This is a genomic window from Leucobacter sp. GX0328, assembly GCF_053567315.1.
The window spans coordinates 467135-490780 of the sequence record NZ_JBSGPC010000001.1; the positions used below are offsets into that span (position 1 = coordinate 467135).

The 23646-nt window shown below is 70.7% G+C and carries 23 protein-coding genes and 1 tRNA gene; 7 read left to right on the plus strand and 17 right to left on the minus strand.

Annotated features, from left to right (window positions below):
- Nucleotides 1-5: 5 nt before the first annotated feature.
- On the plus strand, nucleotides 6-1301 hold the full coding sequence (locus ACUYTF_RS02105; protein WP_434141063.1) for a DUF445 domain-containing protein: 1296 nt from the start codon (nucleotides 6-8) through the stop codon (nucleotides 1299-1301).
- A 20-nt stretch (nucleotides 1302-1321) separates the two neighbouring features.
- Here the strand turns inward: ACUYTF_RS02105 and ACUYTF_RS02110 are convergent, their stop codons facing one another.
- The gene (locus ACUYTF_RS02110) at nucleotides 1322-1963 is read right to left on the minus strand and encodes a hypothetical protein (RefSeq protein ID WP_434141061.1); all 642 of its coding nucleotides are present in this window, start codon (nucleotides 1961-1963) and stop codon (nucleotides 1322-1324) included.
- A gap of 187 nt (nucleotides 1964-2150) precedes the next feature.
- Here ACUYTF_RS02110 and ACUYTF_RS02115 point away from each other — a divergent pair, with 187 nt between their 5' ends.
- Entirely contained in the window at nucleotides 2151-2339 is a 189-nt protein-coding gene (locus ACUYTF_RS02115; protein ID WP_434141060.1) for a DUF3073 domain-containing protein, read from the plus strand.
- 96 nt (nucleotides 2340-2435) lie between these two features.
- On the opposite strand, the gene ACUYTF_RS02120 is transcribed toward ACUYTF_RS02115, so the two are convergent.
- The 5 genes from ACUYTF_RS02120 to ACUYTF_RS02140 form a co-directional block, all read right to left on the minus strand.
- Nucleotides 2436-3176, minus strand: a complete 741-nt coding sequence (locus ACUYTF_RS02120; protein ID WP_434141059.1) for a phosphoglyceromutase — start codon at nucleotides 3174-3176, stop codon at nucleotides 2436-2438.
- A gap of 32 nt (nucleotides 3177-3208) precedes the next feature.
- Nucleotides 3209-4339, minus strand: a complete 1131-nt coding sequence (gene ygfZ / locus ACUYTF_RS02125) for a CAF17-like 4Fe-4S cluster assembly/insertion protein YgfZ (protein WP_434141669.1) — start codon at nucleotides 4337-4339, stop codon at nucleotides 3209-3211.
- Nucleotides 4340-4453: 114 nt separating this feature from the next.
- Entirely contained in the window at nucleotides 4454-4804 is a 351-nt protein-coding gene (locus ACUYTF_RS02130) for a hypothetical protein (protein WP_434141058.1), read from the minus strand.
- 60 nt (nucleotides 4805-4864) lie between these two features.
- Nucleotides 4865-6025 carry an acyl-CoA dehydrogenase family protein gene (locus ACUYTF_RS02135; RefSeq protein WP_434141056.1) on the minus strand — a complete coding sequence of 387 codons (1161 nt, stop codon included), beginning with the start codon at nucleotides 6023-6025 and terminating at the stop codon, nucleotides 4865-4867.
- Nucleotides 6026-6080: 55 nt separating this feature from the next.
- The gene (locus tag ACUYTF_RS02140; RefSeq protein WP_434141055.1) at nucleotides 6081-7259 is read right to left on the minus strand and encodes a CoA transferase; all 1179 of its coding nucleotides are present in this window, start codon (nucleotides 7257-7259) and stop codon (nucleotides 6081-6083) included.
- An 84-nt stretch (nucleotides 7260-7343) separates the two neighbouring features.
- On the opposite strand from ACUYTF_RS02140, the gene ACUYTF_RS02145 reads away from it, so the two are divergent.
- Nucleotides 7344-8855, plus strand: coding sequence for a PucR family transcriptional regulator ligand-binding domain-containing protein (locus tag ACUYTF_RS02145; RefSeq protein ID WP_434141054.1), 1512 nt, complete (start codon nucleotides 7344-7346; stop codon nucleotides 8853-8855).
- Nucleotides 8856-8879: 24 nt separating this feature from the next.
- Here the strand turns inward: ACUYTF_RS02145 and ACUYTF_RS02150 are convergent, their stop codons facing one another.
- The 4 genes from ACUYTF_RS02150 to ACUYTF_RS02165 form a co-directional block, all read right to left on the minus strand.
- On the minus strand, nucleotides 8880-9053 hold the full coding sequence (locus ACUYTF_RS02150; RefSeq protein WP_434141052.1) for a hypothetical protein: 174 nt from the start codon (nucleotides 9051-9053) through the stop codon (nucleotides 8880-8882).
- Between the two features lie 161 nt (nucleotides 9054-9214).
- The gene (locus ACUYTF_RS02155) at nucleotides 9215-9892 is read right to left on the minus strand and encodes a hypothetical protein (RefSeq protein WP_434141050.1); all 678 of its coding nucleotides are present in this window, start codon (nucleotides 9890-9892) and stop codon (nucleotides 9215-9217) included.
- Between the two features lie 27 nt (nucleotides 9893-9919).
- A complete protein-coding gene (locus tag ACUYTF_RS02160; protein ID WP_434141048.1) occupies nucleotides 9920-10447 on the minus strand; it encodes an amino-acid N-acetyltransferase in 528 nt (175 codons plus the stop codon).
- 101 nt (nucleotides 10448-10548) lie between these two features.
- Nucleotides 10549-13074, minus strand: a complete 2526-nt coding sequence (locus ACUYTF_RS02165; protein WP_434141046.1) for an AAA family ATPase — start codon at nucleotides 13072-13074, stop codon at nucleotides 10549-10551.
- Nucleotides 13075-13259: 185 nt separating this feature from the next.
- On the opposite strand from ACUYTF_RS02165, the gene ACUYTF_RS02170 reads away from it, so the two are divergent.
- Genes ACUYTF_RS02170 through ACUYTF_RS02180 form a run of 3 tightly spaced genes read left to right on the plus strand, consistent with a single transcriptional unit; the run spans nucleotide 13260 to nucleotide 14747 of the window.
- Nucleotides 13260-13877 carry a hypothetical protein gene (locus ACUYTF_RS02170; RefSeq protein WP_449279262.1) on the plus strand — a complete coding sequence of 206 codons (618 nt, stop codon included), beginning with the start codon at nucleotides 13260-13262 and terminating at the stop codon, nucleotides 13875-13877.
- Entirely contained in the window at nucleotides 13877-14107 is a 231-nt protein-coding gene (locus ACUYTF_RS02175; protein WP_434141042.1) for a helix-turn-helix domain-containing protein, read from the plus strand. The genes ACUYTF_RS02170 and ACUYTF_RS02175 overlap by 1 nt, the downstream gene beginning before the upstream one ends.
- Nucleotides 14108-14144: 37 nt before the next feature.
- Nucleotides 14145-14747 carry a histidine phosphatase family protein gene (locus tag ACUYTF_RS02180; protein WP_434141040.1) on the plus strand — a complete coding sequence of 201 codons (603 nt, stop codon included), beginning with the start codon at nucleotides 14145-14147 and terminating at the stop codon, nucleotides 14745-14747.
- 39 nt (nucleotides 14748-14786) lie between these two features.
- Here the strand turns inward: ACUYTF_RS02180 and ACUYTF_RS02185 are convergent, their stop codons facing one another.
- The 3 genes from ACUYTF_RS02185 to ACUYTF_RS02195 all read right to left on the minus strand — a co-directional run bounded on the left by ACUYTF_RS02185 (nucleotide 14787) and on the right by ACUYTF_RS02195 (nucleotide 18829).
- Nucleotides 14787-16211: a serine hydrolase gene (locus ACUYTF_RS02185; protein ID WP_434141038.1), complete on the minus strand. Its 1425-nt coding sequence runs from the start codon at nucleotides 16209-16211 to the stop codon at nucleotides 14787-14789.
- A 54-nt stretch (nucleotides 16212-16265) separates the two neighbouring features.
- Nucleotides 16266-18287 carry a biotin carboxylase gene (locus tag ACUYTF_RS02190; protein ID WP_434141036.1) on the minus strand — a complete coding sequence of 674 codons (2022 nt, stop codon included), beginning with the start codon at nucleotides 18285-18287 and terminating at the stop codon, nucleotides 16266-16268.
- 194 nt (nucleotides 18288-18481) lie between these two features.
- On the minus strand, nucleotides 18482-18829 hold the full coding sequence (locus tag ACUYTF_RS02195) for a YbjQ family protein (RefSeq protein WP_434141034.1): 348 nt from the start codon (nucleotides 18827-18829) through the stop codon (nucleotides 18482-18484).
- A 116-nt stretch (nucleotides 18830-18945) separates the two neighbouring features.
- Between ACUYTF_RS02195 and ACUYTF_RS02200 the strand changes: the two genes are divergently transcribed.
- Nucleotides 18946-19830 (plus strand): helix-turn-helix domain-containing protein, encoded by an 885-nt coding sequence (locus ACUYTF_RS02200; protein ID WP_434141033.1) that lies wholly within the window; start codon nucleotides 18946-18948, stop codon nucleotides 19828-19830.
- Here ACUYTF_RS02200 and ACUYTF_RS02205 read toward each other — a convergent pair.
- The 4 genes from ACUYTF_RS02205 to ACUYTF_RS02220 all read right to left on the minus strand — a co-directional run bounded on the left by ACUYTF_RS02205 (nucleotide 19810) and on the right by ACUYTF_RS02220 (nucleotide 23597).
- Nucleotides 19810-21069, minus strand: coding sequence for an MFS transporter (locus ACUYTF_RS02205; RefSeq protein ID WP_434141031.1), 1260 nt, complete (start codon nucleotides 21067-21069; stop codon nucleotides 19810-19812). The genes ACUYTF_RS02200 and ACUYTF_RS02205 overlap by 21 nt on opposite strands.
- A gap of 93 nt (nucleotides 21070-21162) precedes the next feature.
- The gene (locus ACUYTF_RS02210) at nucleotides 21163-22311 is read right to left on the minus strand and encodes a calcium:proton antiporter (protein WP_434141030.1); all 1149 of its coding nucleotides are present in this window, start codon (nucleotides 22309-22311) and stop codon (nucleotides 21163-21165) included.
- A 75-nt stretch (nucleotides 22312-22386) separates the two neighbouring features.
- Nucleotides 22387-22459: transfer RNA gene (locus ACUYTF_RS02215), tRNA-Ala, on the minus strand.
- A 67-nt stretch (nucleotides 22460-22526) separates the two neighbouring features.
- Nucleotides 22527-23597, minus strand: a complete 1071-nt coding sequence (locus tag ACUYTF_RS02220; RefSeq protein ID WP_434141029.1) for a hypothetical protein — start codon at nucleotides 23595-23597, stop codon at nucleotides 22527-22529.
- Between the last annotated feature and the right edge of the window lie 49 nt (nucleotides 23598-23646).

Here is a 23646-nt window from a genome sequence, read left to right on the forward strand (position 1 = left end):
CAGGGATGCCCCTGATCGCGAACCGTCGTACTCTCGGAGCCACTACCCCGGCGGACTTCGAACGCCTCGCGTCGCTGCGCCGCATGCAGGGCGTGGCCGTCGCACTGCTGCTCGGCATGCTCGTCGTGTTCGTCGTCTCGTTCATGCTGCAGGAGCGGCTGCCGTGGCTCGGGTACGTGCGCGCCGCGAGCGAGGGCGGCATGGTCGGCGCGCTCGCCGACTGGTTCGCGGTCACGGCGCTGTTCCGCCACCCGCTCGGGCTGCCCATCCCCCACACGAATCTGATCGCGAATCGCAAGGACGACATCGGCGAGGGCCTCGGCTCGTTCATCGAGGAGAACTTTCTCGCTGACGACGTCGTGCACGACAAGCTCTCCGAGATCAGCGGGGCGCGCATGGCGGGCAACTGGCTCCAGGGATCGGGCCACGCGGAGCGCGTGGCCGAGATGATCTCGGATGCGGCGCTCGGGGCGCTGACGGTGCTCGACGACAACGATGTGCAGGAGCTCGTCGAGTCGCTCGTGCGGCGCCACGTCGTCGACCCGGAATGGGGGCCGCTCTTCGGCCGCGCGACGGCGTCGTTCGTCGCCGAGGGCCACCACGAGGCACTCGTCGAGATCGCGGCGCACCGCCTCGGCGAGTGGCTGGTAGCGCACCCCGACGCCTTCGACAGCGTGCTCTCGTCGCGCATGCCGACCTGGGTGCCGAGCATCGTCGACCGCTTCCTCGACCAGCGGCTGCACGCCGAGGCCGTGCGCTTCGCCGAAGCCGTGGCGACGGAGCCCGGGCATCCGGCGCGCGCCGCCATCACCCGCTTCCTCACCGATCTCGCGGAGGATCTGCAGCACCAGGAGCGCCTGCAGCAGCAGCTCGAGGAGTTCAAGCACGACGTCTTCGACAGCCCGCGCATCCGAGCGCTCGCGTCGGCGACCTGGGACACCGCGCGGGCGGCGCTCGTCGAGATGCTCGGCGATCCGGGGAGCGAGCTGCGCCTGCGCATGACCCGGGCGCTCGTCGATTTCGGTCAGCGTCTGCGCGACGACCCCACGCTGCAGTTCAAGATCGATGTCTGGGTGATGGAGGTCGTGGAGCACCTCGTGCGACGCTACCGCCACGACCTCGCGAACGTGGTGTCGGAGACCGTGCAGCGCTGGGACGCGCGCGAGGCGGCCGAGAAGATCGAGTTGCAGGTCGGTAAGGATCTGCAGTTCATCCGCATCAACGGCACCGTGATCGGCGCGCTCGCGGGGCTCGCGATCACCACGGTCGCGACGCTGGTGCTCGGCCCGCTCTCCGCGTAGCCCGTGCGGACGGCGCGGCGTCAGTCGGCGTAGCGCACGGGCAGCAGCATGTCCTGCGCCCGGTCGTCGCTCGCCGTGTGGTCGGCCCGCGTCGTGATGGCGCAGCGCGTCTCGCGGCAGTCGATGCCGTTGCTCGCGGCCGCCGGCACGGTCAGCTCGACTGCGAACGTCCCTGCCGAGGCGACGGAGTACCGGTGGGTCGCGAAGGCGCGCCAGGCCCAGTCGTCGGTGACCCAGGCGCTCGTGAGGTCCTCCGTCGCAGCGTTCCCCTCCTCCGCTCCCTCGGGGATGCCTCCGAGGCAGGGTCCCGGCTTCTGCGCGGGCGTGTCCGGGATCGCGCAGACCGAGACGTATATGCCGATGCCGGCATCGAAGCCGGATCCGGTGATGGCGAACGTATCGCCGGCGGCGACCGCGCCGAGATCGGCCGGTGCGCCGTCGGCGCTCTCGACGCGCAGCTCGCGCACTCGCCCGTCGTCGCCGGTCGCCTGCGACGACGAAACGAAGTCGGTCGGCACCTGCTGGCCCGAGCCGCCCGCGCTCGTGTGCGTGAGGATCGGCAGCAGCACGGCGATCACCACCGCCAGCACCATGACGGCCACTGCGAGCAGCGCGATGAGCGCGATGCGGGTCGCTCGACCGCGCCCAGACTCGGTGCTCATGCCCCAATAGTAATGTACGCGCGCGTCGGCGGTGCTTTCAGACTTCGCCCACAGCGCACAGAGCCCGAAACGGCGGTGGTGGAGTGCTCCATCATGCTAGAATCGCCCCTATACGTCTATTTCAGTTGAGTACCTGCCTCGCGAAGTCCAAAAACTCGCGGGGCCCGAATGTGTAAGGGGGTCACGCATGGGGCGCGGCCGTCAGAAGGCAAAGCACACCAAGGTTGCACGGGAGCTGAAGTACTTCAGCCCCGCGACGAACTATTCCGATCTCGAGCGCGAGCTCGCATCGGAGGCGCCGCAGCAACGTCCTGAAGAGGACCCTTGGGCGGAGTACGCGAGCAAGTACAACGCTGAGGACGACGACGAACGGTGAGCCCGGCTCCCCTCGGCTGACGGGCTCGCGCCCGCGCCGCTGAACCGTACGGGTGAGGCCCCCTTCGCGCGAAGGGGGCCTCACCCGTTCCCGGGACTACTTGCCCTGAGCTGCGACCGCGGCAGCGCCGGCTGCGGCGGCCTCGGGGTCGAGGTAGCGGCCCTTGCCTACGGCGGTGCCGTCTTCCGCGATGTCGTAGACGAGCGGCATGCCGGTCGGGATGTTCAGCGATGCGATGTCGGCGTCCGAGATGCCCTCGAGGTGCTTCACGAGCGCGCGCAGCGAGTTGCCGTGGGCCGTGACGAGCACGGTATTGCCCGCATTCAGATCGGGCACGATCGAGTTCTGCCAGTAGGGCAGCATGCGCTCGATGACGTCTTTCAGGCACTCGGTGCGCGGCTGCTCGCCGTCGATACCGGCGTAGCGCGGGTCGTTCGCCTGCGACCACTCGCTCGCGTCGTCGAGCACGGGCGGCGGGGTGTCGAACGAACGGCGCCATTCCATGAACTGCTCTTCGCCGTACTTCTGCAGCGTCTCGGTCTTATCGAGGCCCTGCAGCGCGCCGTAGTGGCGCTCGTTCAGGCGCCACGAGCGGCGCACCGGCACCCACAGCCGGTCGGCGCTCTCGAGCGCGAGGTTGGCCGTCTGAATGGCGCGGCTCAGCACCGAGGTGTGCAGCACATCGGGCAGCAGGCCCGATTCTGCGAGCAGCTCGCCCGCCCGGGCCGCTTCGCCGCGGCCCTGGTCGGTGAGCCTGACATCGACCCAGCCGGTGAAGAGGTTCTTCTGGTTCCACTCGCTCTGGCCGTGACGGAGAAGGATCAGCGTATTCGTCATACGCCCCAGTCTAGCGGCGGCGACTCGCCGGTTCAGAGCCGCTTGAGGCGCGGCACACGGCGGGTCGCACCCGCATCCGCCGGCACGATGACCTCCTGCGATGCGGCGAGCGTTTCGAGCACCGCGGCTGCGGGATCGGCGCCCGCGGCGCCTCCGCGCACCTCGAGCAGCGCATCCTCGGCGACCGACCGCTTCACCAGGGCGAGCGCGATCGGCCCCCACTCGTAGTGCAGTGCGGCACGGGTGATGCGCCCGACCGGGCGGGCATCCGGGTCTGCGGCCTTCCCGTCCGGGTAGACGAGCGCTCCTGGGACGGGCAGTTCGCCGGCCGAGCCGTCGAGGTGCAGCAGCACGAGCCGCCGCGGCGGGTGGCCGAGGTTGTGCACCTTCGCGACCGTCTCCTGGCCGCGGTAGCAGCCCTTCGTGAGGTGCACCGCGGTGCGCAACCAGTCGAACTCGTGCGGGATCGAACGCTCATCGACGTCGCCGTGCTGCGCCGGCCGCCAGGCGCGCACCTCGAGCGCATCGAGTGCGAGGAGGCCCGCGGCCTGCACGGTGCCGCTCGAGACGAGCGCGACGACGCTGTCGAGCTCGGTGCGGGCGAAGACGAACTGCGTCGCCGTCCAGTCTGCGCCGGCGTGCTCCGCGCTGTGCGCGTACTGCACACCGCCCGGTGCGACCGAGGCCCACGGGTCCCGCCAGGCGACGACCGGGCCGAGCCCGTTCAGGGCAGCTGCCGCGTCGCCCGCGAACGCGAGCACGGCGGCGTAGTCGGCCGACACGTCGGCGACCTCGACGCGCATCGCGAAGCGCATGCGGTTCAGGTAGGCGGCGAGCGCCTCGGCCGAGCCCTCATCGACGAGCAGCCAGCTCGTCTCGCCGTCGTCGACCATGCGGATGGCGTGCTGGATGCGCCCGTTCGGGTCGAGCAGCATCGTTTCGACGCCCTCGCCGGGAGCGAGCCGGGCGAGGCCCTGGCTCGTCATCGCATGCAGCCAGTTCAGCCGGTCCGCACCCGTGACGGTGACGATGCCGCGATGCGACAGGTCGACGATCGCCTCGCCCGCGGCGAGCGCCCGCTGCTCGCGCAACGGCGCGGCGTAGTGCATCGCGACGCCGTATCCGTCGGCCGCGACAGCGCCCGGCAGCTGGAGGAAGTTCAGCGCTGGCCCTTGAAGAGCTTGTAGATGACCGTTCCCGAGACCCAAGCGATCGCCAGCGATGCCAGGCCGAGAAGCCCGAGGAAGAAGAGTTCGAGAGCTAGGAGCATGGTTCGATCATAGCAGCGAGACGAGGGCGCTGATGAGGTCGATCACCGCGATGACGACGACCGATCCCGCGACGCTGAACGCCGTGCGCGTGATGAAGCCGACCTTCTGGGCGGTGCCGAGCTGCAGTGCGAAGGTGACGAGCGTCGCGATGCCGATCGCGAGCACGAGCCAGGGGAAGCGGCTCGTCTCGGGCACGAGCACGGTGATGAGCACGCCGAAGATCGCGGCGACGGCCCAGGCGATGATGAGCCGCGGCAGATGCCACGATTGCACATCGGTCATCTCGCGCGCGTGGGGGGCCGCGGCGCCGGCGGCGTCGGGGGCGCCGTGCGCGTCGGCGGGGCTCTGCTCGGTCACGGTCTCATCTTCGCACATCTGCAGGGATCGGCGATCCCTGCAGATGCGCGGCGCCCCGGCTCAGAACGCGGCGATGCCGGTGAGTTCGCGGCCGATGACCAGCTGGTGCACCTCGTCGGTGCCCTCGTAGGTGCGCACCGATTCGAGGTTCGCCATGTGGCGCATGACCGGGAAGTCGCTCGTGATGCCGTCGCCGCCGAGGATCGAGCGCGCGGTGCCCGCGATCTTGATGGCCTCGCGCACATTGTTGAGCTTGCCGACCGAGATCTGGCCGTGGCTCAGGCGCCCCGCATCCTTGAGGCGGCCGAGGTGCAGGGCGAGCAGCAGCCCCTTCTCGTACTCGACGAACATATCGGCGAGCTTCGCCTGCGTGATCTGCTTGCCGCCGATCGGCGCGCCGAACACCTCGCGGCTCTGCGAGCGCTCGACGGCGGCCTCGAGGCACGAACGGGCGGCTCCCATGACGCCCCAGACGATGCCGTAGCGGGCCTCGTTCAGGCACTGGAACGGCGAGGAGAGACCCTTCGAACCGGGCAGGATCGCGTCGGCGGGCAGGCGCACGTCGTCGAGCTCGATCTCGCACTGCAGCGAGGCGCGCATCGACAGCTTGTTCTCGATCGCGGTGGCGGTGAACCCCGGGGTGTCGGTCGGCACGACGAAGCCGCGCACGACGCCCTCCTCGTCCTTCGCCCAGATGACGCCGACCGCGGCGATCGAGGCGAGACCGATCCACCGCTTCTTGCCGTTCAGCACCCACTGGTCGCCCTCGCGCCGCGCGGTCGTGATCATCGTGTTGGGGTCCGAGCCGCCCTGCGGTTCGGTGAGGCCGAAGAAGCCGATCGCCTCGCCGCGGCCCATCGCGGGCAGCCAGCGCTGCTTCTGATCCTCCGAGCCGAACTTGGAGATGGCGCCCATGGCGAGCGAGCCCTGCACCGAGAGCGCGGTGCGGAAGCCGGAGTCGACGGCCTCGAACTCCATCGCGACGAGGCCGTACGCGACGGAGGAGGCGCCGCGCAGCCCGTATCCGTGCAGGTACATGCCGAAGGCGCCGAACTCGCCGACGGCGGGCAGCAGCTCGGTCGGCAGACGGCGCTCCTCGAACGCCTCGTCGATGATGGGGGCGATGCGGGTCGTCGCGAACTCGCGGGCGCGCAGCTGCCACTCGCGCTCCTCTTCAGTGACGAAGTCGGCGACGTCGAAGAGCTGGTCGATGGTGCTCATGGGGTCCTTTCGGTGTGGTTCGTGAGGCTGCGACCGCAGGGCTGGGCGGGCGGCGTCAGCGGGGCAGCCATGCGGCGCCCTGGTGCTCGCCGAGCGCCGGGGGCGGCGTGCCGTAGCGCGCGGGGGTGCGCGAGAGGTGGATGGGCAGCGCGACCGATCGCAGCTGCTGCGGCCGGCCCGCCTCGTCTGCGGCCGGGGTGGCGGCGACGACGTCGAGGCCGAGGGTTTCGGCGAGCTCGAAGGCCTGTCCGATCGTGTTCACGCGGCCGGCGGGGACGTTCGCGGCGGTGAACGCGTCGATCCATTCGGCGGCGGGGCGCGTGACGAGCCGGGCTTCGAGGGCGGGCTTCAGCTCGGCTCGGTGGGCCACGCGAGCCTCGTTCGTCGCGAAGCGGGCGTCGCGCGCGAGGCCCGGCTCGCCGAGCGTCTCGCACAGTCGCGCGAACTGTCCATCGGTGCCCACGGCGAGCGCGAGCGTCTGATCGGCGGTGCGGAAGGTCTCGTACGGCGCGATCGAGGGGTGCGCATTGCCGAGCCGCCCGGGCGACCGGCCCGTCTCGAGGGTGGAGGAGGCCTGGTTCGCGAGCGCCGACAGCAGCGACCCGAGCAGGGTGATGCGCACGTGCTGGCCGCGGCCCGCTGCATGCTCTGCGTCGCGAGCGCGCAGCGCGGCCTGGATGCCGACGACGGCGTTGAGCCCGGTGAGGATGTCGACGAGCGCCACACCGACCTTCAGCGGCTCGCCGCCTTCGGCATCGCTCGGTCCGGTGATGCTCATGAGCCCGCCGACGGCCTGCACGAGCAGGTCGTAGCCCGGCAGGTCGGCCCCGGCGCCGTCGCCGAAGCCCGAGATCGAGCAGTAGACGACTCCCGGGTTCGCGGCGGCCACGCGCTCGTAGTCGAGGTCGAAGCGGGCCATGGTGCCCGGCTTGAAATTCTCGATGACGACGTCGGCGGTGCGGGCGAGCTCGGTCGCGGTGCGGAGGCCCTCGGAGTCGCGCAGATCGCACACGACCGAGCGCTTGCCGCGGTTGACGCCCGCGTAGTAGGTGCTCTGGCCGATGGCGTTCACCGGAGGCGTCCACTGGCGGGTGCCGTCGCCCTCGGGGCTCTCGATCTTGATGACGTCCGCCCCGAGATCTGCGAGCATCATCGTGGCGTGCGGCCCCGCGAGCACTCGCGAGAAGTCGGCCACGCGAATGCCGGCGAGCGGTGCTTGCGCTTCTGCTTCCATGCCCTCAGCCTAGGGCGGCCGCAACACGCATCCATGGGCAGCATTGCACAGTCCTGAGGGATCGGGATATGCAAGAATCGCATCATGACCACGCTCTCCCAGCTGCTCGCCGCCCCCGGGCTCGGGCTCCGCCTCATCCAGGCCGGGCCAGACGACCCCGAGATCAGCTGGGTGTCGATCACCGAACTGCTCGCCCTCGGGCCGTACCTCGAGGGCGGAGAGGTGATCCTCACCACCGGTCTCTCGCTCGCGCACGACGACCGGCGCTGGCACGACTTCACGGCCGGGCTCAGCCGCGCCCGCATCGCCGCTATCGGCTTCGGCATCGGCATCGCGCACGACGCCGTGCCGCCCGCCCTCGTGCGCGCCGCCAGCACCTACCGCGTCGCGCTCTTCGAAGTGCCGCTGCCGACCCCGTTCATCGCGGTGAGCAAGGCCGTCGCCGAACTGCTGCGCTCGGACGAGCTGCGCGCCACCCGCAGCGCGCTCGGCGCCGCGCAGCGCATTCTCGACGCGTCGCGGGGCGAGCACGAACCCGCCGAGGTGCTCGCCACAATGGCGCAGGCCACCGGCCGGCACCTCGCACTCATCGGCACCGACGGCTCCCGCATCGCGAGCACCGGCCGGTATGCGGCCCTCGCGTCGAGCGGCGCCGTCGAACGCATCGACCTCGACGATGCGGGAACGCTGCAGCTCGCCGTCGCCGGTTCGGAGCCGCTGAGCCCCAGCGGCCGCTCGGTCATCGCGGCGGGCGCGATCGTACTCGGTATCGGGCTGCGCGGCGACCGCGCCGACGCCAATCGCGAGCGCGAACGCTGGGAGCGCCTGACCGCGGGGCTGCTCGACGGCAGCCAGTCGCCGGCTGCTGCTGCGGTGCTCTCCCCCGACTTCCGCCTACCGGCCCGAGTGCGGGCGGTCGCCGTGCAGGGCGCCGCCGAAGACGTGTCGGCCTGGCGCCGGCGGCCGCGCACCGGCGCCGACCGCCTCATTGCGCCCGACCCCGGGGCGCACCCCGACGCGAGCGGCCTCGCCCTCGCCTGGCAGCTGTGCGCCGATATCGACGACCGGCTGCAGCGCGCGATCGCGGCGACCGCCCACCACGGCCTCGACGCCGTCATCGGCCGGCCCGTGCCGCTCGAGGACGCCGCCATCAGCGCCCGCTCGGCGCGTGCCGGGCTGCGGTCGCTGTCGCTCACCGACCCGCTGTACGAGACGCCGCGCACGCCCGCCGCCGTCTGGGCCGACCGCGAGACCCCCGTGATCGAGGCCTTGCTCGAGCTTCCCGGCGCGGGCGAGCGGCTCGCCCTGCGCGTGCTCGGCGCGCTCTCGCGCGGGGCCGGCGATGGCGCTGAAACCGGCGGCGACCTGTCGACGGCCGACCGCGCAACGCTGCGCGACACCCTCGTCGCGCTCTTCACCGCCGACGGTCAGCGCGGGCCGACCGCGGCGGCGCTCGGCATTCACCGCAATACGCTGCGGGATCGCATCGCACGCATCGAGCGCATCACCGACCGTTCTCTCGCGAGCGCCGACGACCGCGCCGAGCTGTGGCTGGCGCTGCGGGTCGAGGAGCTGCGGTCGCCGGCCGTCGGGTGATGAGACCCCTCGGCCTCGGGCGCATTATTCGGCCGCTGCCTCGCTTTCGCGATGGGGTTCGTGCAGATCGCGCAGCGCGTCGTCGACCTTGTCATGCAAGAAGTCATCGACGAGCTTGTCGACACCGACGGCTTCGTTCGTGCCATCGAGGATCTCCACCCGGATACCGGTCTCAGATGCTCTCAGTTTCTTCTCCATAGCATCACCATAACCCCGTTTCGACTCGGGGCGGCGGGCTCGAGCTGGAATTTTACCGATCTGCAGCATTCGCCCTCTCGCAGCGCGGTGCGGCGCGACCGGCCCCGCGGAGAGGCCGTACGAACGGGCCCCGAACGGGCGGCGCGGGGCCGGGCGGGCCGTCAGTACAGCAGGAACTGAGCGGTGTCGGTGCCCGTGACCCCGCCCGCGGTGGCGACGAGGTGGTACGAGGCGCCGGCGGCCGGCACCTTCTCGCGCTCGATGCCGCAGGTCTCGGGGTCGGAGCGCTCGCGCACCCACGGCACCGTCTCGCTCGTGAGGGGCTTGCCCGGGTCGAGCACGACCGCGAGGCTCTTCGGGTTCTCCTGGCAGTCGACGGAGCGCCAGACCTCGTCTTCGCCGCTCGTGATGGCGAAGGTCATGCCGGCCGTGCCGAGGTCGGCCGAGCAGGGCTCGGTGCCGGTGTTCTCGACCGTGAGCGAGAGCTGCGGGTCCTCGCCCTCGGCGTACCCGGACTTGTCGGTCAGCGGCACGACTGCCAGCTGGGTCGGGGCGCAGGCGGCGACCTCGCCCTCGGGCGCCGGCGTCTCGCGCGGCAGGTCGGCCGGCACCTCCACCTGCGAGGCGTTGCGGGCGCCGCCGCTCGACCCGGGTTTCAGGAAGACCAGTACGACGACCGCGACGATCGCGATGAATCCGGCGAGCACGAGCAGGCGCCGTCTGAGGTACACGCCGCGCGCCTTCGGGCCGACGGGGTTGCGCAGCGCGCCCATCGTGCCCGATCGTTCTGATGCACGCTCGTGTCCCGCGTCCTCGGGGGCTCTCGGCGACTTCGACATGTCGCCAGCGTATCCGGCCCGCCTCGGTTACAGGTGCTTCAGCATGCGCGTGTTGCCGAGCGTGTTCGGCTTCACGCGGGCGAGGTCGAGGAACTCCGCGACGCCCTCGTCGTTCGAGCGCAGCAGCTCGGCGTAGACTTCGGCCGCGACGAGCTCGGCGTTCTCGCTCACGACGTCGAAGCCGTGCCGGCCGAAGAAGTCGGTCTCGAAGGTCAGGCAGAACAGCTGGGTGAGTCCGAGCGCGCGGGCGCGATCGGACAGCGCCTCGAGCAGCAGGTGACCGATGCCCCGCCCGAGGTACTGCTGCGAAACGCCGAGCGTGCGCACCTCGCCGAGCTGCTCCCACATGACGTGCACGGCGCCGTAGCCGATGATCTCTTCACCCTCCGGCGCATCGACGACCGCGACGAGGAACTCGGGCACGGCCGCGTAGAGGTCGACGAGGTCCTTGCCGAGCAGGATGCGCTTCGCGACGAGCGGCTCCATGAGCGCGACGATGCGGGGCACATCGCTGGTGCGCGCGCTGCGAATGCTGATGGGCTCGGTCGCGTTCATCCCTCCAGCATAGTGAGCGGTGCCGGTGCCGCGCGGCCCGGAACGGCGAGAACCCCGGAGGCCAGGGGCGCTCCGGGGTTCTCGGCTCGTCTCGCGCTGCGCTACTCGGCCGTGCCGGGCGTCGCGGCGGTCGAAGCCACGGCGGCGGCCGAGGAGGCCGAGGTCTTGCCGTGCTCCTTCTCACTCGCGCGCTCGGTCTCGAAGGTGAACGCCCCGTCGACGAAGTCGACCTTCACCAGGTCGCCGGCGAGCAGCTCGGCGCCGAGGATCTGCTCGGAGAGGCGGTCTTCGATCTCGCGCTGGAGCGCGCGGCGCAGCGGGCGGGCGCCGAGCGTCGGGTCGTAACCGACCTCGGCCAGGCGCTCGCGCGCGGCCTGCGCGACCTCGATATGCATGTCGCGATCGAGCAGGCGATCCTTCAGCTGCTTCACGAAGAGGTCGACGATCTGCAGCAGCTCGGCCTTCGTGAGCTGCGGGAACACAATCGTGTCGTCGACGCGGTTCAGGAACTCGGGTTTGAAGTGCTTCTTCAGCTCCTCGTTGACCTTGCCCTTCATCATGTCGTAGCCGATCTGGGTGTCGCCCTCGATCTGGAAGCCCACCGGGCCGCCCGCGATCGCCGACGAACCGAGGTTCGTGGTCATGATGATGACGGTGTTCTTGAAGTCGACGACGCGGCCCTGGCCGTCGGTCAGGCGACCCTCCTCGAGGATCTGCAGCAGCGAGTTGAAGATGTCGGGGTGAGCCTTCTCGATCTCGTCGAACAGCACGACCGAGAACGGCTTGCGGCGCACGCGCTCGGTGAGCTGGCCGCCCTCTTCGAAGCCGACGAACCCGGGAGGGGCGCCGAAGAGGCGCGACACGGTGTGCTTCTCGCCGTACTCCGACATGTCGAGCGAGATCAGCGCGTCCTCGTCGTCGAAGAGGAACTCGGCGAGCGCCTTCGCGAGTTCGGTCTTGCCGACGCCCGTGGGGCCGGCGAAGATGAACGAGCCCGAAGGGCGCTTCGGATCCTTGAGACCCGCGCGCTGGCGGCGGATCGTCTTCGCGAGAGCCGAGATGGCCTCGTTCTGGCCGATGACGCGCTGGTGCAGCGCCTCCTCCATGAAGCGGAGGCGCGAGGTCTCCTCTTCGGTGAGCTTGAAGACGGGGATGCCGGTCGCCTGGGCGAGCACCTCGGCGATCAGACCCTCATCGACCTCGGCGTGGGTGGCGACGTCGCCGGCGCGCCACTGCTTCTCGAGACGCAGGCGCTCGGCGATGAGCTTCTTCTCCTCGTCGCGCTTGCCGGCGGCCTTCTCGAAGTCCTGCTCCTCGATCGCATGCTCCTTATCGGCGCGCACGACCGCGATCTTCTCGTCGAATTCGCGCAGCTCGGGCGGCGATGAGAGGATCGACAGCCGCAGGCGCGCGCCGGCCTCGTCGATCAGGTCGATGGCCTTGTCGGGCAGGAAGCGATCCTGCACGTAGCGGTCGGCGAGATTCACCGCGGCGACGATCGCACCGTCGGTGATGGAGACCTTGTGGTGCGCCTCGTAGCGGTCGCGCAGGCCCTTCAGGATGTTGATCGAATGCGGCAGCGACGGCTCGTTCACCATGATCGGCTGGAAGCGGCGTTCGAGAGCCGCATCCTTCTCGAAGTGCTTGCGGAACTCGTCGAGCGTGGTCGCGCCGATGGTCTGCAGCTCGCCGCGGGCCAGCATGGGCTTCAGGATGTTCGCGGCGTCGATCGCGCCCTCGGCGGCACCCGCGCCGACGAGGGTGTGGATCTCGTCGATGAAGATGATGATGTCGCCGCGGTTGCGGATCTCCTTGGTGACCTTCTTCAGGCGCTCCTCGAAATCGCCGCGATAGCGGCTGCCCGCGATCATCGACGACAGGTCGAGCACGTAGACCTGCTTGTCCTTCAGCGTCTCGGGCACCTCGCCCTTGACGATGGCCTGAGCGAGGCCCTCGACGACGGCGGTCTTGCCGACGCCGGGCTCGCCGATCAGCACGGGATTGTTCTTGGTGCGGCGCGAGAGGATCTGCATGACCCGCTCGACCTCCTTCTCGCGCCCGATGACCGGGTCGAGCTTGCCCTCGCGGGCGGCCTGCGTGAGATTGCGGCCGAAGTTGTCGAGCACCTGCGAGCCCTTGGTCTCGCCCTGCTGCTCGGGGGCGCCGACGGTCGCGCTCTCCTTGCCGGCCTGGTAGCCCGACAGCAGCTGGATGACGGTCTGGCGCACGCGGTTCAGGTCGGCCCCGAGCTTCACGAGCACCTGGGCGGCGACGCCCTCGCCCTCGCGGATGAGGCCGAGCAGGATGTGCTCGGTGCCGATGTAGTTGTGGCCGAGCTGCAGGGCCTCGCGCAGGCTCAGCTCGAGCACCTTCTTCGCGCGGGGCGTGAAGGGGATGTGGCCGGCCGGCGGCTGCTGGCCGGTGCCGATGATGTCGGTCACCTGCGCGCGCACGGCGTCGAGCGAGATATCGAGCTGCTCGAGGGCCTTCGCTGCGACGCCCTCGCCCTCGTGGATGAGGCCGAGCAGGATGTGCTCGGTGCCGATGTAGTTGTGGTTGAGCATCTTCGCCTCTTCCTGGGCGAGGACGACCACACGGCGGGCGCGATCGGTGAATCTCTCGAACATCTCTTCTACCTCCTGGGGCCGGTGTCGCGTCGACGGGTCGACTCCGGCCGATGCATCAAGGCTACGGGCTGGCCCGGCGTCGCGGGGCCCTGTTCGCCGTCGGCGTTACCGGCCCTTGACAGGACGGGGTGCGATCCGTTAATTTATCGAAAAGCGATAACAACGATAATCGATAAGGAACGATCATGAACCGCGCAACCTCCCCCTACGTGCCGCCCCGCGGCGATCGATGGTCGCTCTGGGCGTTCATCGTCGCCGGCGCCGTCATCACCGTCTGGACCGCGGCGGCCGGTGCCGCCCGCATCATCGAGGTGCTCGGGCCGGGGCCCGTGCCGGTCGAGGTGCAATTCGCCGGAGCCCCGGCCGAGATCGCCACCGGCGCCGCGGGCAGCCTGCCCGTCGAGGTCGAATCGGCCGTCATCCGGGCGACCGAGCTGCCCGGCGTCTCCCTCGCCGCCGGAGTGGCGGGCCCGATCGTCACCGTGCTGACGACCGCGACGATCGCGATCTGCCTCGCGCTCCTGGCCTATTCGACCCTGAGCGGCCGCGTCTTCAGCCGGCGCAATACCCGCCTGGTGACGACCGCCGTGCTGACCGGGCTCATCGGCTTCTCGATCGCGAACCTGTGCAGCACGATGCTCGCGAACGGGGCGGTCGCCTGGGCGACGGATCGGCAGCTCGACAATCTCGTGTTCGCTTTCGAACCGGCGACCTACATCGCCGTCGCGTTCGCGGGCGGCCTCATCGCCGCGGTCTTCGCGATCGGCGAGCGGCTGCAGCGCGACACCGAGGGGCTGATCTGATGCCCCCCGAGGAGGCCCATGCGATCCGCTGCCGCCTCGACGCGCTGCTCGCGGCGCGAGGCATGACCCTCACCGAACTGAGCGAGCGCGTCGGCGTGAGCATCGTGAACCTCTCGGTGCTGAAGAACGACCGCGCGAAGGCGATCCGCTTCTCGACGCTCACCGCGATCTGCCGGGTGCTCGAGTGCGAGGTCGGCGAGCTGCTCGTCATCGCCGACGACCGCGGATGATCACGAACACCCCAGACGCCCCGGCTACGGTAGCGGTATGACGACTCACGCATCGCGCAGCAATTCGATCGTCGTGATCCGGCACGGCGAGACCGACTGGAACTCGGCCCGCCGTATCCAGGGGCGCACGGAGGTGCCGCTCAACGCAGTTGGCCGCGCGCAGGCCGCCGAAACGGCGGCCCTGCTCGTCGGCACCGGCCCGTGGAGCCGCGTCATCGCGTCGCCGCTCGGCCGCGCCGTCGAAACGGCGGTTATCGTCGCCGAAGCCCTCGGGCTCGACGCCCCCGCCATCGATGCGGGCGTACTCGAGCGCGACTTCGGCCCCGCCGAGGGGCTGCCGGTACCCGAGGCGCAGACCCGCTGGCCCGGCCTCGACGTGCCGGGCGCAGAATCGCTCGACGATCTCGCGCGCCGCGGCGCCGACGCCTTCGGGCGCGTTCTGCGCGAGCAGCCCGGTTCGATCGTCGTCGCCCACGGCGCCCTCATCCGCTCGGCGCTCGAGGAGCTCGCGGGCCACGAGATGCCGCGCGTGCTCAACGGCGAAGCCTGGCTGCTCGAAGCGGCGTCCGACGGGCCGGGAGCCGCAGGCCTCCCCCGGGTGCGCCGCCTCGGCGCACCGACGATCGCCGTGCCGAAGTAGGGACGAAGCCGAGCCTGGGCGCCGCCGAGGCGGCCGGGCTCAGGCCGCGCCGCTCGCGAGCGACCACGAAGCGGTGTCGAATGCCCGCAGCGTCCAGAACAGCTTCTCGGCCGCCTGCGGGGTCGGCCAGCTCGACACCTTCACGCCGACGACGCCGGTCGCGCGGTTCATATAGATCATCTGGCCGTGGATACCGAGCGCGAGCATGACGTCGCCGCTCTCGCCCGGGAACCAGAAGCCGTTGCGATACATGCCGCCCGGCATCATGGTCGGCTCCAGTGCCATCGCGAACGCCTCGCGCGAATCGACGCCGCCCGCGAAGGTGTCGTCGACCCACGATTCGGGAAGCACCCGGGTGCCGTCGAGCCCGACGCCGCCGTTCACGAACAGGTGGCCGAAACGGGCGAGGTCGCGCATCGCCGCCGAGACGCCGCCGTCGAACATGCCGCCGCCGACGCTGTCGACACCGACGTGGGCGTCGTACTCTGCCCCCATCGGCTTCCACAGCAGATCCGACATGACGTCGGCGGTGTGCCGGCCGGTCGCCCCCTCGATGACGAAGCCGAGCGCGTCGGTCTCGCACGACTTGTAGTCGAAGGCGCCGCCGTGCGGGCCGCTCTGACCGAGGGTCGCGAGGAACCCGAGCAGGCTGTCGGGCACGTGCGGGTGCCGCTTCGGCGCCCAGCCGATGGCCTCTTCGAGCAGCCGTACCTCGGCGTCGGCGTCGAGATACGCCTCCGAGAACTTCACCCCGGTGCGCATGTCGACGAGGTGGCGCACGATCGACCCCTCGTACCCCGACCCCGCGAGCTGCGGCACGTACCGCGTCGTGGGCGCATCGAGGTCGAGCTCGCCCGAGCTCGCGAGGATGCCGGCGGTCGTCGCGGTGAGCGACTTCGAGACCGACATGAGCAGATGCATGCCGCCGCGCGTGTAGTCGCCGTAGTACTGCTCGCCGACCATCTCGCCGCGGTGCAGCACCATCCAGCCGTCGCCCTCGGTCGTCGCCATGACGTCGGCGAACGAGGCCACGCGGTTCTCCCACGGGTGCGCGACCGTAAGGCTGCGCAGCTCGGCCTGCCGGTACCCGAAGTCGCTCGTCCGCTCGCCGCGCGCGATCTTGTGCACGGGCAGGAACGTCTCGATGTTCTGCATCGACCATCGCAGGTACGGGGCGAACTGCCACTGGTCGAGCGGCGGCGGGTACGCGACCCGCCCCGGGTCCCCGGTCGGCGCGCCGGGCACCATGATGGCGCCGGTCGGCGGGCTCGGGTCAGGGACGGGCACGGGCACGGCAGGCGCAACGGGCACGGCAGGGATCCCTGTGGCTGCCGGGATCGGTGCTGCGGGGGCCGCGGGCACCACGGGCGGCACGACCGGAATCGCGCCGGTCGCCGGCGGGTAGCCGTAATCGGCCGCCCCGGCTGCCGCTGCGGGCGTGATCGGATCGAAGTCAGCGGGCATTCTTCCAGTATCCCACCCCGCGGATTCGCCCCGCGTTCGCCCGGGAGGCGCCCGTCATCCCTTCGCCGAACCGTTCTTCGGCGATTCACCGCCCTGCTCGATGACGGTCGTTCGGTACATGCCCCGGATCGCGTCGATCAGATACTTCGCATGCAGGGTGAGCCCGCCGTGGTCGCCCTCGAGGTACCCCTTCGTCACGAGGATGCCGAGGTCCGACCCCTTCCAGCGGTAATCGCCCGCATTGTAGATGCGCAGGTAGAAGGCCTCGCGGTCGGTGCGCAGCGAATGCCAGTCGAGGCTCGGGTTGCTGTACACGAGCGAACCGTCCTGGGCGATGACGTAGCGGCCGGTGCGCGGCGCGACGTCGATGAGCTCGACCGAGTCGGAGGTGTGCTTGATCACCATGTGGCTCCACTCGTCCTCAGAGGCAAGCTCCTCCCACCGCTTGTTGATCTCGTCCATGTCGATCTCGAAGTCGATGCCCGAGTACTCGAGCAGGTGGAACGCGAACAGCGGCATGTCGGCGTAGGCGCCGGCGGTGACATTCGTGATCGCCGAGGCCCCGCTCACGCGCGGGTTCAGCTCGCCGAGATAGACGTCGCCCGTGTCGGTGTCGAGCAGCACATCGACCTCGAAGAAGCCGCGGTACCCCTCCTTGCCGAGCCGATCGCCGAGCGTGCGCACGAGCCTGATCGCCTCGTGGCGGCTCTCGTCGTCGAGCACGGTCGGGAACATCTCGTTGCCCGCCCAGCCGCCGCGGTACGGGGTGAGCTCGCGGTGCCCCGTGATCTCGGTCATGCACGGGCCGACGATGGTGCCGTGCCGGGTGAGCACCGCCTCGATCGCGATCGGCCGATGGTTGATGCGCTTCATCACCTTGATCTCGACGTCGGTCACCTCATCGGCGATCGCGGCGAACTCGGCCTCGCTCGTCACGAAGTACGTCGTCTTGCCCGAATCGCCGTAGGCGGTCTGGATCACCAGATCCTGCCCGAGCCCTGCCTCGTCGGCGACCGTGACGAGCTCGTCCCAGCCGGCGACCTGCGTCAGCGCGTTCGGCACGCTCGGCACGCCCACCGAGTCGGCGATCTGCGTGGTGACGATCTTCGAGTCGAGCCGCTCGCGCAGCGCATGGCTCGGCAGGATCAGCTCGTAGTCGAGCTCCTCGCAGATGCGCTCGGTCTCCTCGTCGAAGAAGACCATGACCACCTTCGGGCGCACCCCGGGCGGGGTACGGCTCTCGATGTGGGCGCGCACTTCGTGGTTGCGCAGCAGCCAGTTGTTGATGTCTTCGCCGCTCTGGAAGTCGACGTGCGGCTTGTGCGCCGGCGTGAAGACGCGCGGGTGATTGCCGTCCCAGCTGTCGTAGTAGGCGATGTACGAGAAGCCGCGCACCCACCGGTCGAGACCGAGCAGGTTGAAGGCCGTCGCGCCGATGAAGAACACCGGCGTCTCGCTCGTACGGAAGTAATGCCTGATCTCGGAGATGTTCTTGAGCTTGGTCCAGCCGCTGCGACCGATCGAGATCGGCCCCGGAGCGGTCTGGCGCTTCGAGCGGCGGCGCTTCTTGCGTTCGAGCGGAGGGGCGTCCGTTCCGGTGCCCGTCAGGGAACCGCCTTTCGCAGCGCCGCCCTTGAGCGCACCGCCCTTGAGGCCGGGCGCCGGGGCCGTCTGCGCGGCTCCCGCCGCCGGGGGCAGCATCGCCCCGCCCTTCGCGGTCGACTGGCTCTTCGACGCGGCCGGCACGGCAGGCGCTGCCGCGGTCGTCGGGGCCGCGGCCCCGGCCGGCTTCGCGACGGTCTTCTTCGCCGCGGGTTTCGCGGTGGTCTTCTTCGCGACGGGCTTCGCGGTGGTCTTCGCGGCCGCGGGCTTCGCGGTGGTCTTCGCGGCCGCGGGCTTCGCGGCGGGCTTCGCGGCCGCGGGCTTCGCGGCGGGCTTCCGGACGGCAACGGTCTTCTTCGCCACGGGTTTCGCAGCGGGCTTCACCGCCCCGGCGGCCGGGGGCGCTGCGCCCGCGGAGGCGTCGGCCCCCGCTGCTGCGGTTCGAGGGGTCTGTGGAGTAGCTTCACGCGCCATTGCGTTTCCTTCCATCGAAGACGGTGCACGCATCCTCCCACGCAACTCCCACCGGAGCAAAACCGGAGGTGCGCGACCCCGGAACCGAAACGTGGAGCCGTACGCACCAACCGCGCACTAGCGGTGGTGCATACGGCTCCACGGGAGAGGGGCGCTCCGGCAGATCACGCCCGAGCGCGCATGGGCGCCTGCGGCTACTGCGCCGGCGCGGCGGGGGCGGTCGGCTCGATCGGCTCGATGACGACCGCAGTGCCGTAGGCGCAGAACTCGGTGAAGTTGCCGATGGCTCCCGAGTCGAAGCGCATACCGATCACGGCGTTCGCCCCGCGCTGCTGCGCCTCGGTCCACATGCGCTGCATGACCTCCCACCGCGACTCGTAGATGACCTGCGTGTACTCGGTCATCTCGCCGCCGCCGAGCGAGCGGAAACCTGCGGTGAAGTTCTGGCCGAAGTTCGCCGAGCGAACGGTGAGGCCCATTACTTCTCCGAAGACCTGCGTCACCCGGTAGCCGGGTACATCGTTGGTCGTGACTACGAACATCTGCGCCTCCAGGGTGCATCGGGGTGGGTGAACTGCGGTCGGGTTCGCACAGCCGCATCCAGAATAATGCGGTGCGCCGCAGGAATACCGCGCAGAGGCACGGCGTTGCTGCAGTTATGGCCGAGCCCCGCACCTCCCCCGCCTCGATCGACCGTGTACTCTCCGAGGTCGACGCCCGCGTGCGGCAGCAGCATCGGGTCTCGCTCGAGCCCGGCGAGGTCCTCGCCATCCGCAGCGGCGAAGCGACGCTCGTCTACGTGATCGACGGCGGGCTCTGCACCGCCGCCCAGGGCGCCGCCGCCGGCGGTCCGATCGGGCTCGCGGCGGGCGACGCCCGCCTCTTCACCGGGCGCGACGCGCACTCGCTGATCTCGGGCGGCGCCTTCGTGCTCGTCTCGACCTTCGACTTCTCAGCCTCCGGGGCGGGCGTGCTCGAGCTGCTGCCCGGCACCGTGACCGCGATCGATCTGCGCCGCAGTGCGCCGGCGGTCGCCGCTCTCGCGGCGCAGCTCGGGCGCGAGCGCAGCAGCGCCGAACCGGCGCCGATGCTGTGCGACGAGATGCCGGGCAGCACGCTCATCTGCGAGATGATGGCGAAGACCGTGCTCGTCTCCGTGATCCAGAGCTGGGTCGTCGGCGGCTGCGCTCCGCTCGGCTGGCCCTCGCGCACCGACGATCCGCATCTCGATCGGGTGGTCGAGGCCATGCACGCCGAGCCCGGGCGCGACTGGACGGTCGAAGATCTCGCCCGCACCGGGGCGATGTCGAGGTCGGTGTTCGCCGAGCGGTTCCGCGCAGCCATGGGCACCTCCCCCGCCGAGTACCTCGCCGGTGTGCGCATCCGCCAGGCGCAGCAGCTGCTGGCCCGAGGCCTCGGCGTCTCCGAAGTGTCGCGCGCGATCGGCTACGGCTCCGATGACGGGTTCAGCCGCGCGTTCCGCCGACGGGTCGGCACGAGCCCGTCGACGTGGCGCACGGCGCTACGCGCTCCGGCGTCCTGACCGGCCCGCGAGGCCGAACAGCGCTCCCCCGACGCCGAGCAGCGCGGCTCCGACGACGAACACCGGCACGATGCCGATGGCGTCGACGATGGCGCCGCCGACGCCCGCCGCGAGCATGATACCGGCCTGGAAACCGAGCACGATGAGGCTGCCGCCCGCTTCGAGCAGGTCGGGCATGCGGCCTCCCACCCACGTGTTGGCGACGAGCAGCCACGAGGCGAAGAAAAAGCCCCACACGAACACTGCGGCGCCCGTCGCCCCGAGCGAACCGGCGCTGGCGATGACGAGCAGCAGGAAGGCCGCGATGGTCATCGGGGTGAGCACCGCGAGCACGCGGTACGCGCGGTCGACGAAGGCGCCGAAGACGAGGTTGCCGATGAGGCCGCCGACGCCGAAGAGCGCGAGCAGCACGACGATCGTGTCGGGCCCGACGGTGCCGCCGCCCGCCTCGACGCGTTCGAGGGCGAGGCGCACGTACGTGTAGGCGAGGAAGTGGCCGGTGACGACGAAGACGTTCGCGACGACGCCGAGCGCGATGCCGGGCCGGCGCAGCGCACCGATCAGCACGGCGATCGACGCGGCCCGTTCTGCGGGCACCGAGGGCAGCAGCCAGCGCAGTCCGAAGGCGAGCACCGCGCTGAGCGCGGCCGCGACCACGAAGACGCCGCGCCAGCCGATCGCGTCGCCGAGCATCACACCGAGGGGCACCCCGGCGACGGTGGCGAGCGATACCCCCGCCGAGTTGAACATGACGGCGCGGCCGAGACGTTCGGGGCCGGCGATCGCAGCGGCGACCGAGATCGACATCGCCCAGAAGCCGGAGATGGCGGCGCCGAGCAGGAAGCGCGAAGCGAGCACGAGCACGAGGCCCGGCGCGAACGCGACCACGAGATTCGACACGGCGGCCGCGATCGACAGCCAGACGAGCAGCGATCGCCGGTTCAGGCGCGGAAACAGCAGGCCGACCGTCGGCGCGGCGATCAGCCCGCCGAGCGCGGTCACGGCGACCATCTGGCCGGCCTGGCCCGAACTCACGCCGAGGCCGTCGGCGATGCGGGTGAGCATGCCGCTCGGCAGGAACTCGGCGGTGACGAGGAAGAAGCTCATGAGCATCATCGTGATCAGCGCGCCGTAGTTCATGCGGCCCTGCGAGCCGGGTCGCCGCGCACGGCGGCCCGCGGACGCGGCGCCCGGGGAGTTCTCTGCGGGCACGAGTGGAATGGAGGCTGTTGCGGTCATGGATCCATCATTTCGGCCGAGCGGTCGGGCCGCCCGACCGCACGTCCACGAACCCCGACCGATCGTCCGGAACCCGCCCGGGACGCCCGACGGCTACTGGAAAACAGTCAGTCCGTAGATCAGGAAGATCGCGAGATGGGCGGCCCCGTGGATCGCGGTCACCCGGCGGCCCATGAAGCTCACGGCGGTGAGCAGCAGCGTCGCGCCGAGCAGCACGAGGTTCGTGGGGCTCTCGAAGAGCAGCACGTGCTGGTCGGTGAGGAGGCCGATCACGAGCACCGCGGGCACGGTGAGCCCGACCGTCGAGACGAGGGCGCCGTGGCAGAGGTTGCTCACGCGCTGCATCTCGCCGCCGGCCGCCGCGCGCACCGTCGTGATGGTCTCGGGAAGGAAGACGATCATCGCGATGAGCAGGCCGGTGAGCGCGACCGGTGCGCCGACGCGGTCGAGTCCGTCGTCGAGCAGCGTCGCGAGGTCGTGCGAGAGCAGCACGATCGGCAGCATGAGCGCGACGAGCAGGGCGGTGCGGGCGGTCGCCTCGGCGCGCAGCCCGAATCGGGGCTCTTCGGCCGAGGGCACCGCGTCGGTGGCAGGCCCGGGCACCGACAGAGGGCCCTCGACCTCCTGGAAATCGGCCTTCTGCGCCCCCATCTGCCGCACGAGGAAGAATGCGTAGAAGCCGAAGGTCACCACTACGATCGGCACGGTCTGCGCCGGCGAGTAGGCGCCTTTCGCACCGACGGTGCCGGGGAGCGCGAACGCGACCGCGATGAGCACGACGAGGATGGCGAGATAAGCGGTGACGCCGGCGTTGTTGGGCCGCAGCTCCGCCCCGCGCGCACGCAGCCGGCGACTGAGCCCTGCGACGAGCAGCGCGACGCCGACGACGAGGTTCATGATGATCATCGAGACCGCCATGATCGAATCGCGCGCGATCGTCGTGTGATCGCCGGGGCCGAGCATCACGGCCGAGATGAGGATCACCTCGATCATGACGATCGAGAGCGTCAGCACGAGCGTGCCGTACGGGTCGCCGAGCCGTTTCGCGAGGTGCTCGGCCTCGCCGACGACGCCGAAGGCGCTGGCGACGATGACCGCGATGATCGCGGCGAGCGCGCCCCAGAGCACGACGGCGGACGGCGCGTCGTGCAGCACCGGGCGCACGAGAGCGAGTACGAGGCACGAGCCCCAGGCCAGGGCGAGGCGCATGAGAGCGGAGGGAGTGAGGACTGCGCGGAGCACGGGGATCTCACCGTTCTGCGGGGCCGTCCCCGGCACGGGCGTTCGCCCTTCGGGTCGTCCCGGGGCGGCTTTCCGTGGATCTTAGGGGAATTGAACCCCTGACCTCGTCATTGCGAACGACGCGCTCTACCAACTGAGCTAAAGACCCTGACCGGATCACTTTAGCAGATCCGAGCGCCCGCTTCGAACACGGTGCGGCCCGTCGCGCGGCGGTGTCAGCCCGCGTTGCGGCGTCGGCGGAACACCGCGTCGAGATCGAGGCTGCCCTCGCTCGTGTCGCCGATGACGCCCATCGCCTGCAGGCGCGCGGCCCGGGCGTTCGATTCGGCGCGGCGCTGCACGGTCGCCTCGAGCGCGGCCTCGTCGGCGCGGCGCTGATCGGCCTGCGCCGCGGCCTCCGCCGTGCGGCGGGCTTCGGCGGCCAGGCGCTCGGCATCCTGCGCCAGCGGCCCCGTCGTTCCGCCCGCGGCGACGGCACCGCGGGCGCGCTCGACCTGCGCGCGGGCCTCGCGCAGCAGGATCGAGTCGGTCTGGTTCTCCATCGGCACATTCGTCTGCCCGGCACGTGCTCGGGCGAGGGCGCGGGCCCGCGAGATGCGGGCGGCGGCGACCTGCTGGGCGGCGGCGTGCGCCGCTGCCGCGGCATCCTCGCTCACCGTTTCGGGCTCCGCCGGCTCCGCGATCGGCTCCGCTGCCGCGACGGGGGGCTCGACGTTCTCGGCGGCGATCGGATGCACCTTGGCGCGGCCCGGTGCGAGCAGCACGAGCACGCCGGCACCGATCGCACCGAGCAGCGAGGCGCCGAGCAGCAGCAGCGTGCCGCTGCCCGCGAGCGCGAGCCCTGCGCCGACGCACACGCCGGCGATGCCGAGCACCGTCGCGAGCGCGGCGATGGCGCGCGCGCGGCGCACGACGGGGCGGCGCAGCTTCGCGGCCCGCTGCATCGCCTGGTGCTTGCGCTGCGACTGCTGGGCGAGAATCTCGGCGCGCACCTGCTCGGCGCGCTCCGATGCGAGCTGCGCCTCGCGCTCCGCATCCTGCCTGCGCTGCGCCGTGCGCAGCAGTTTCTCCTGGGCGAGCGCTTCGCGGGCGGTCGCTTCGACGCGCACCTCCTGCGGCACCTCCGAGGTCTCGGCGAGCACTCGCAGCGTGCGCTGCAGCCGGAGCGCGTTGCGTTCGGCGGCCTTGAACTCGCGGCGTCTGAGCCATGCCGGCACCAGTACGGCGGCCCAGAGCAGCGCCGCCACCACGAAGATCACGCCACCACCCAATCCGCCGCCACTCATGCCGTAAACTGTACGGCCCCCGCGCGCGCCGTGTTCCCCGGCGCGCCGC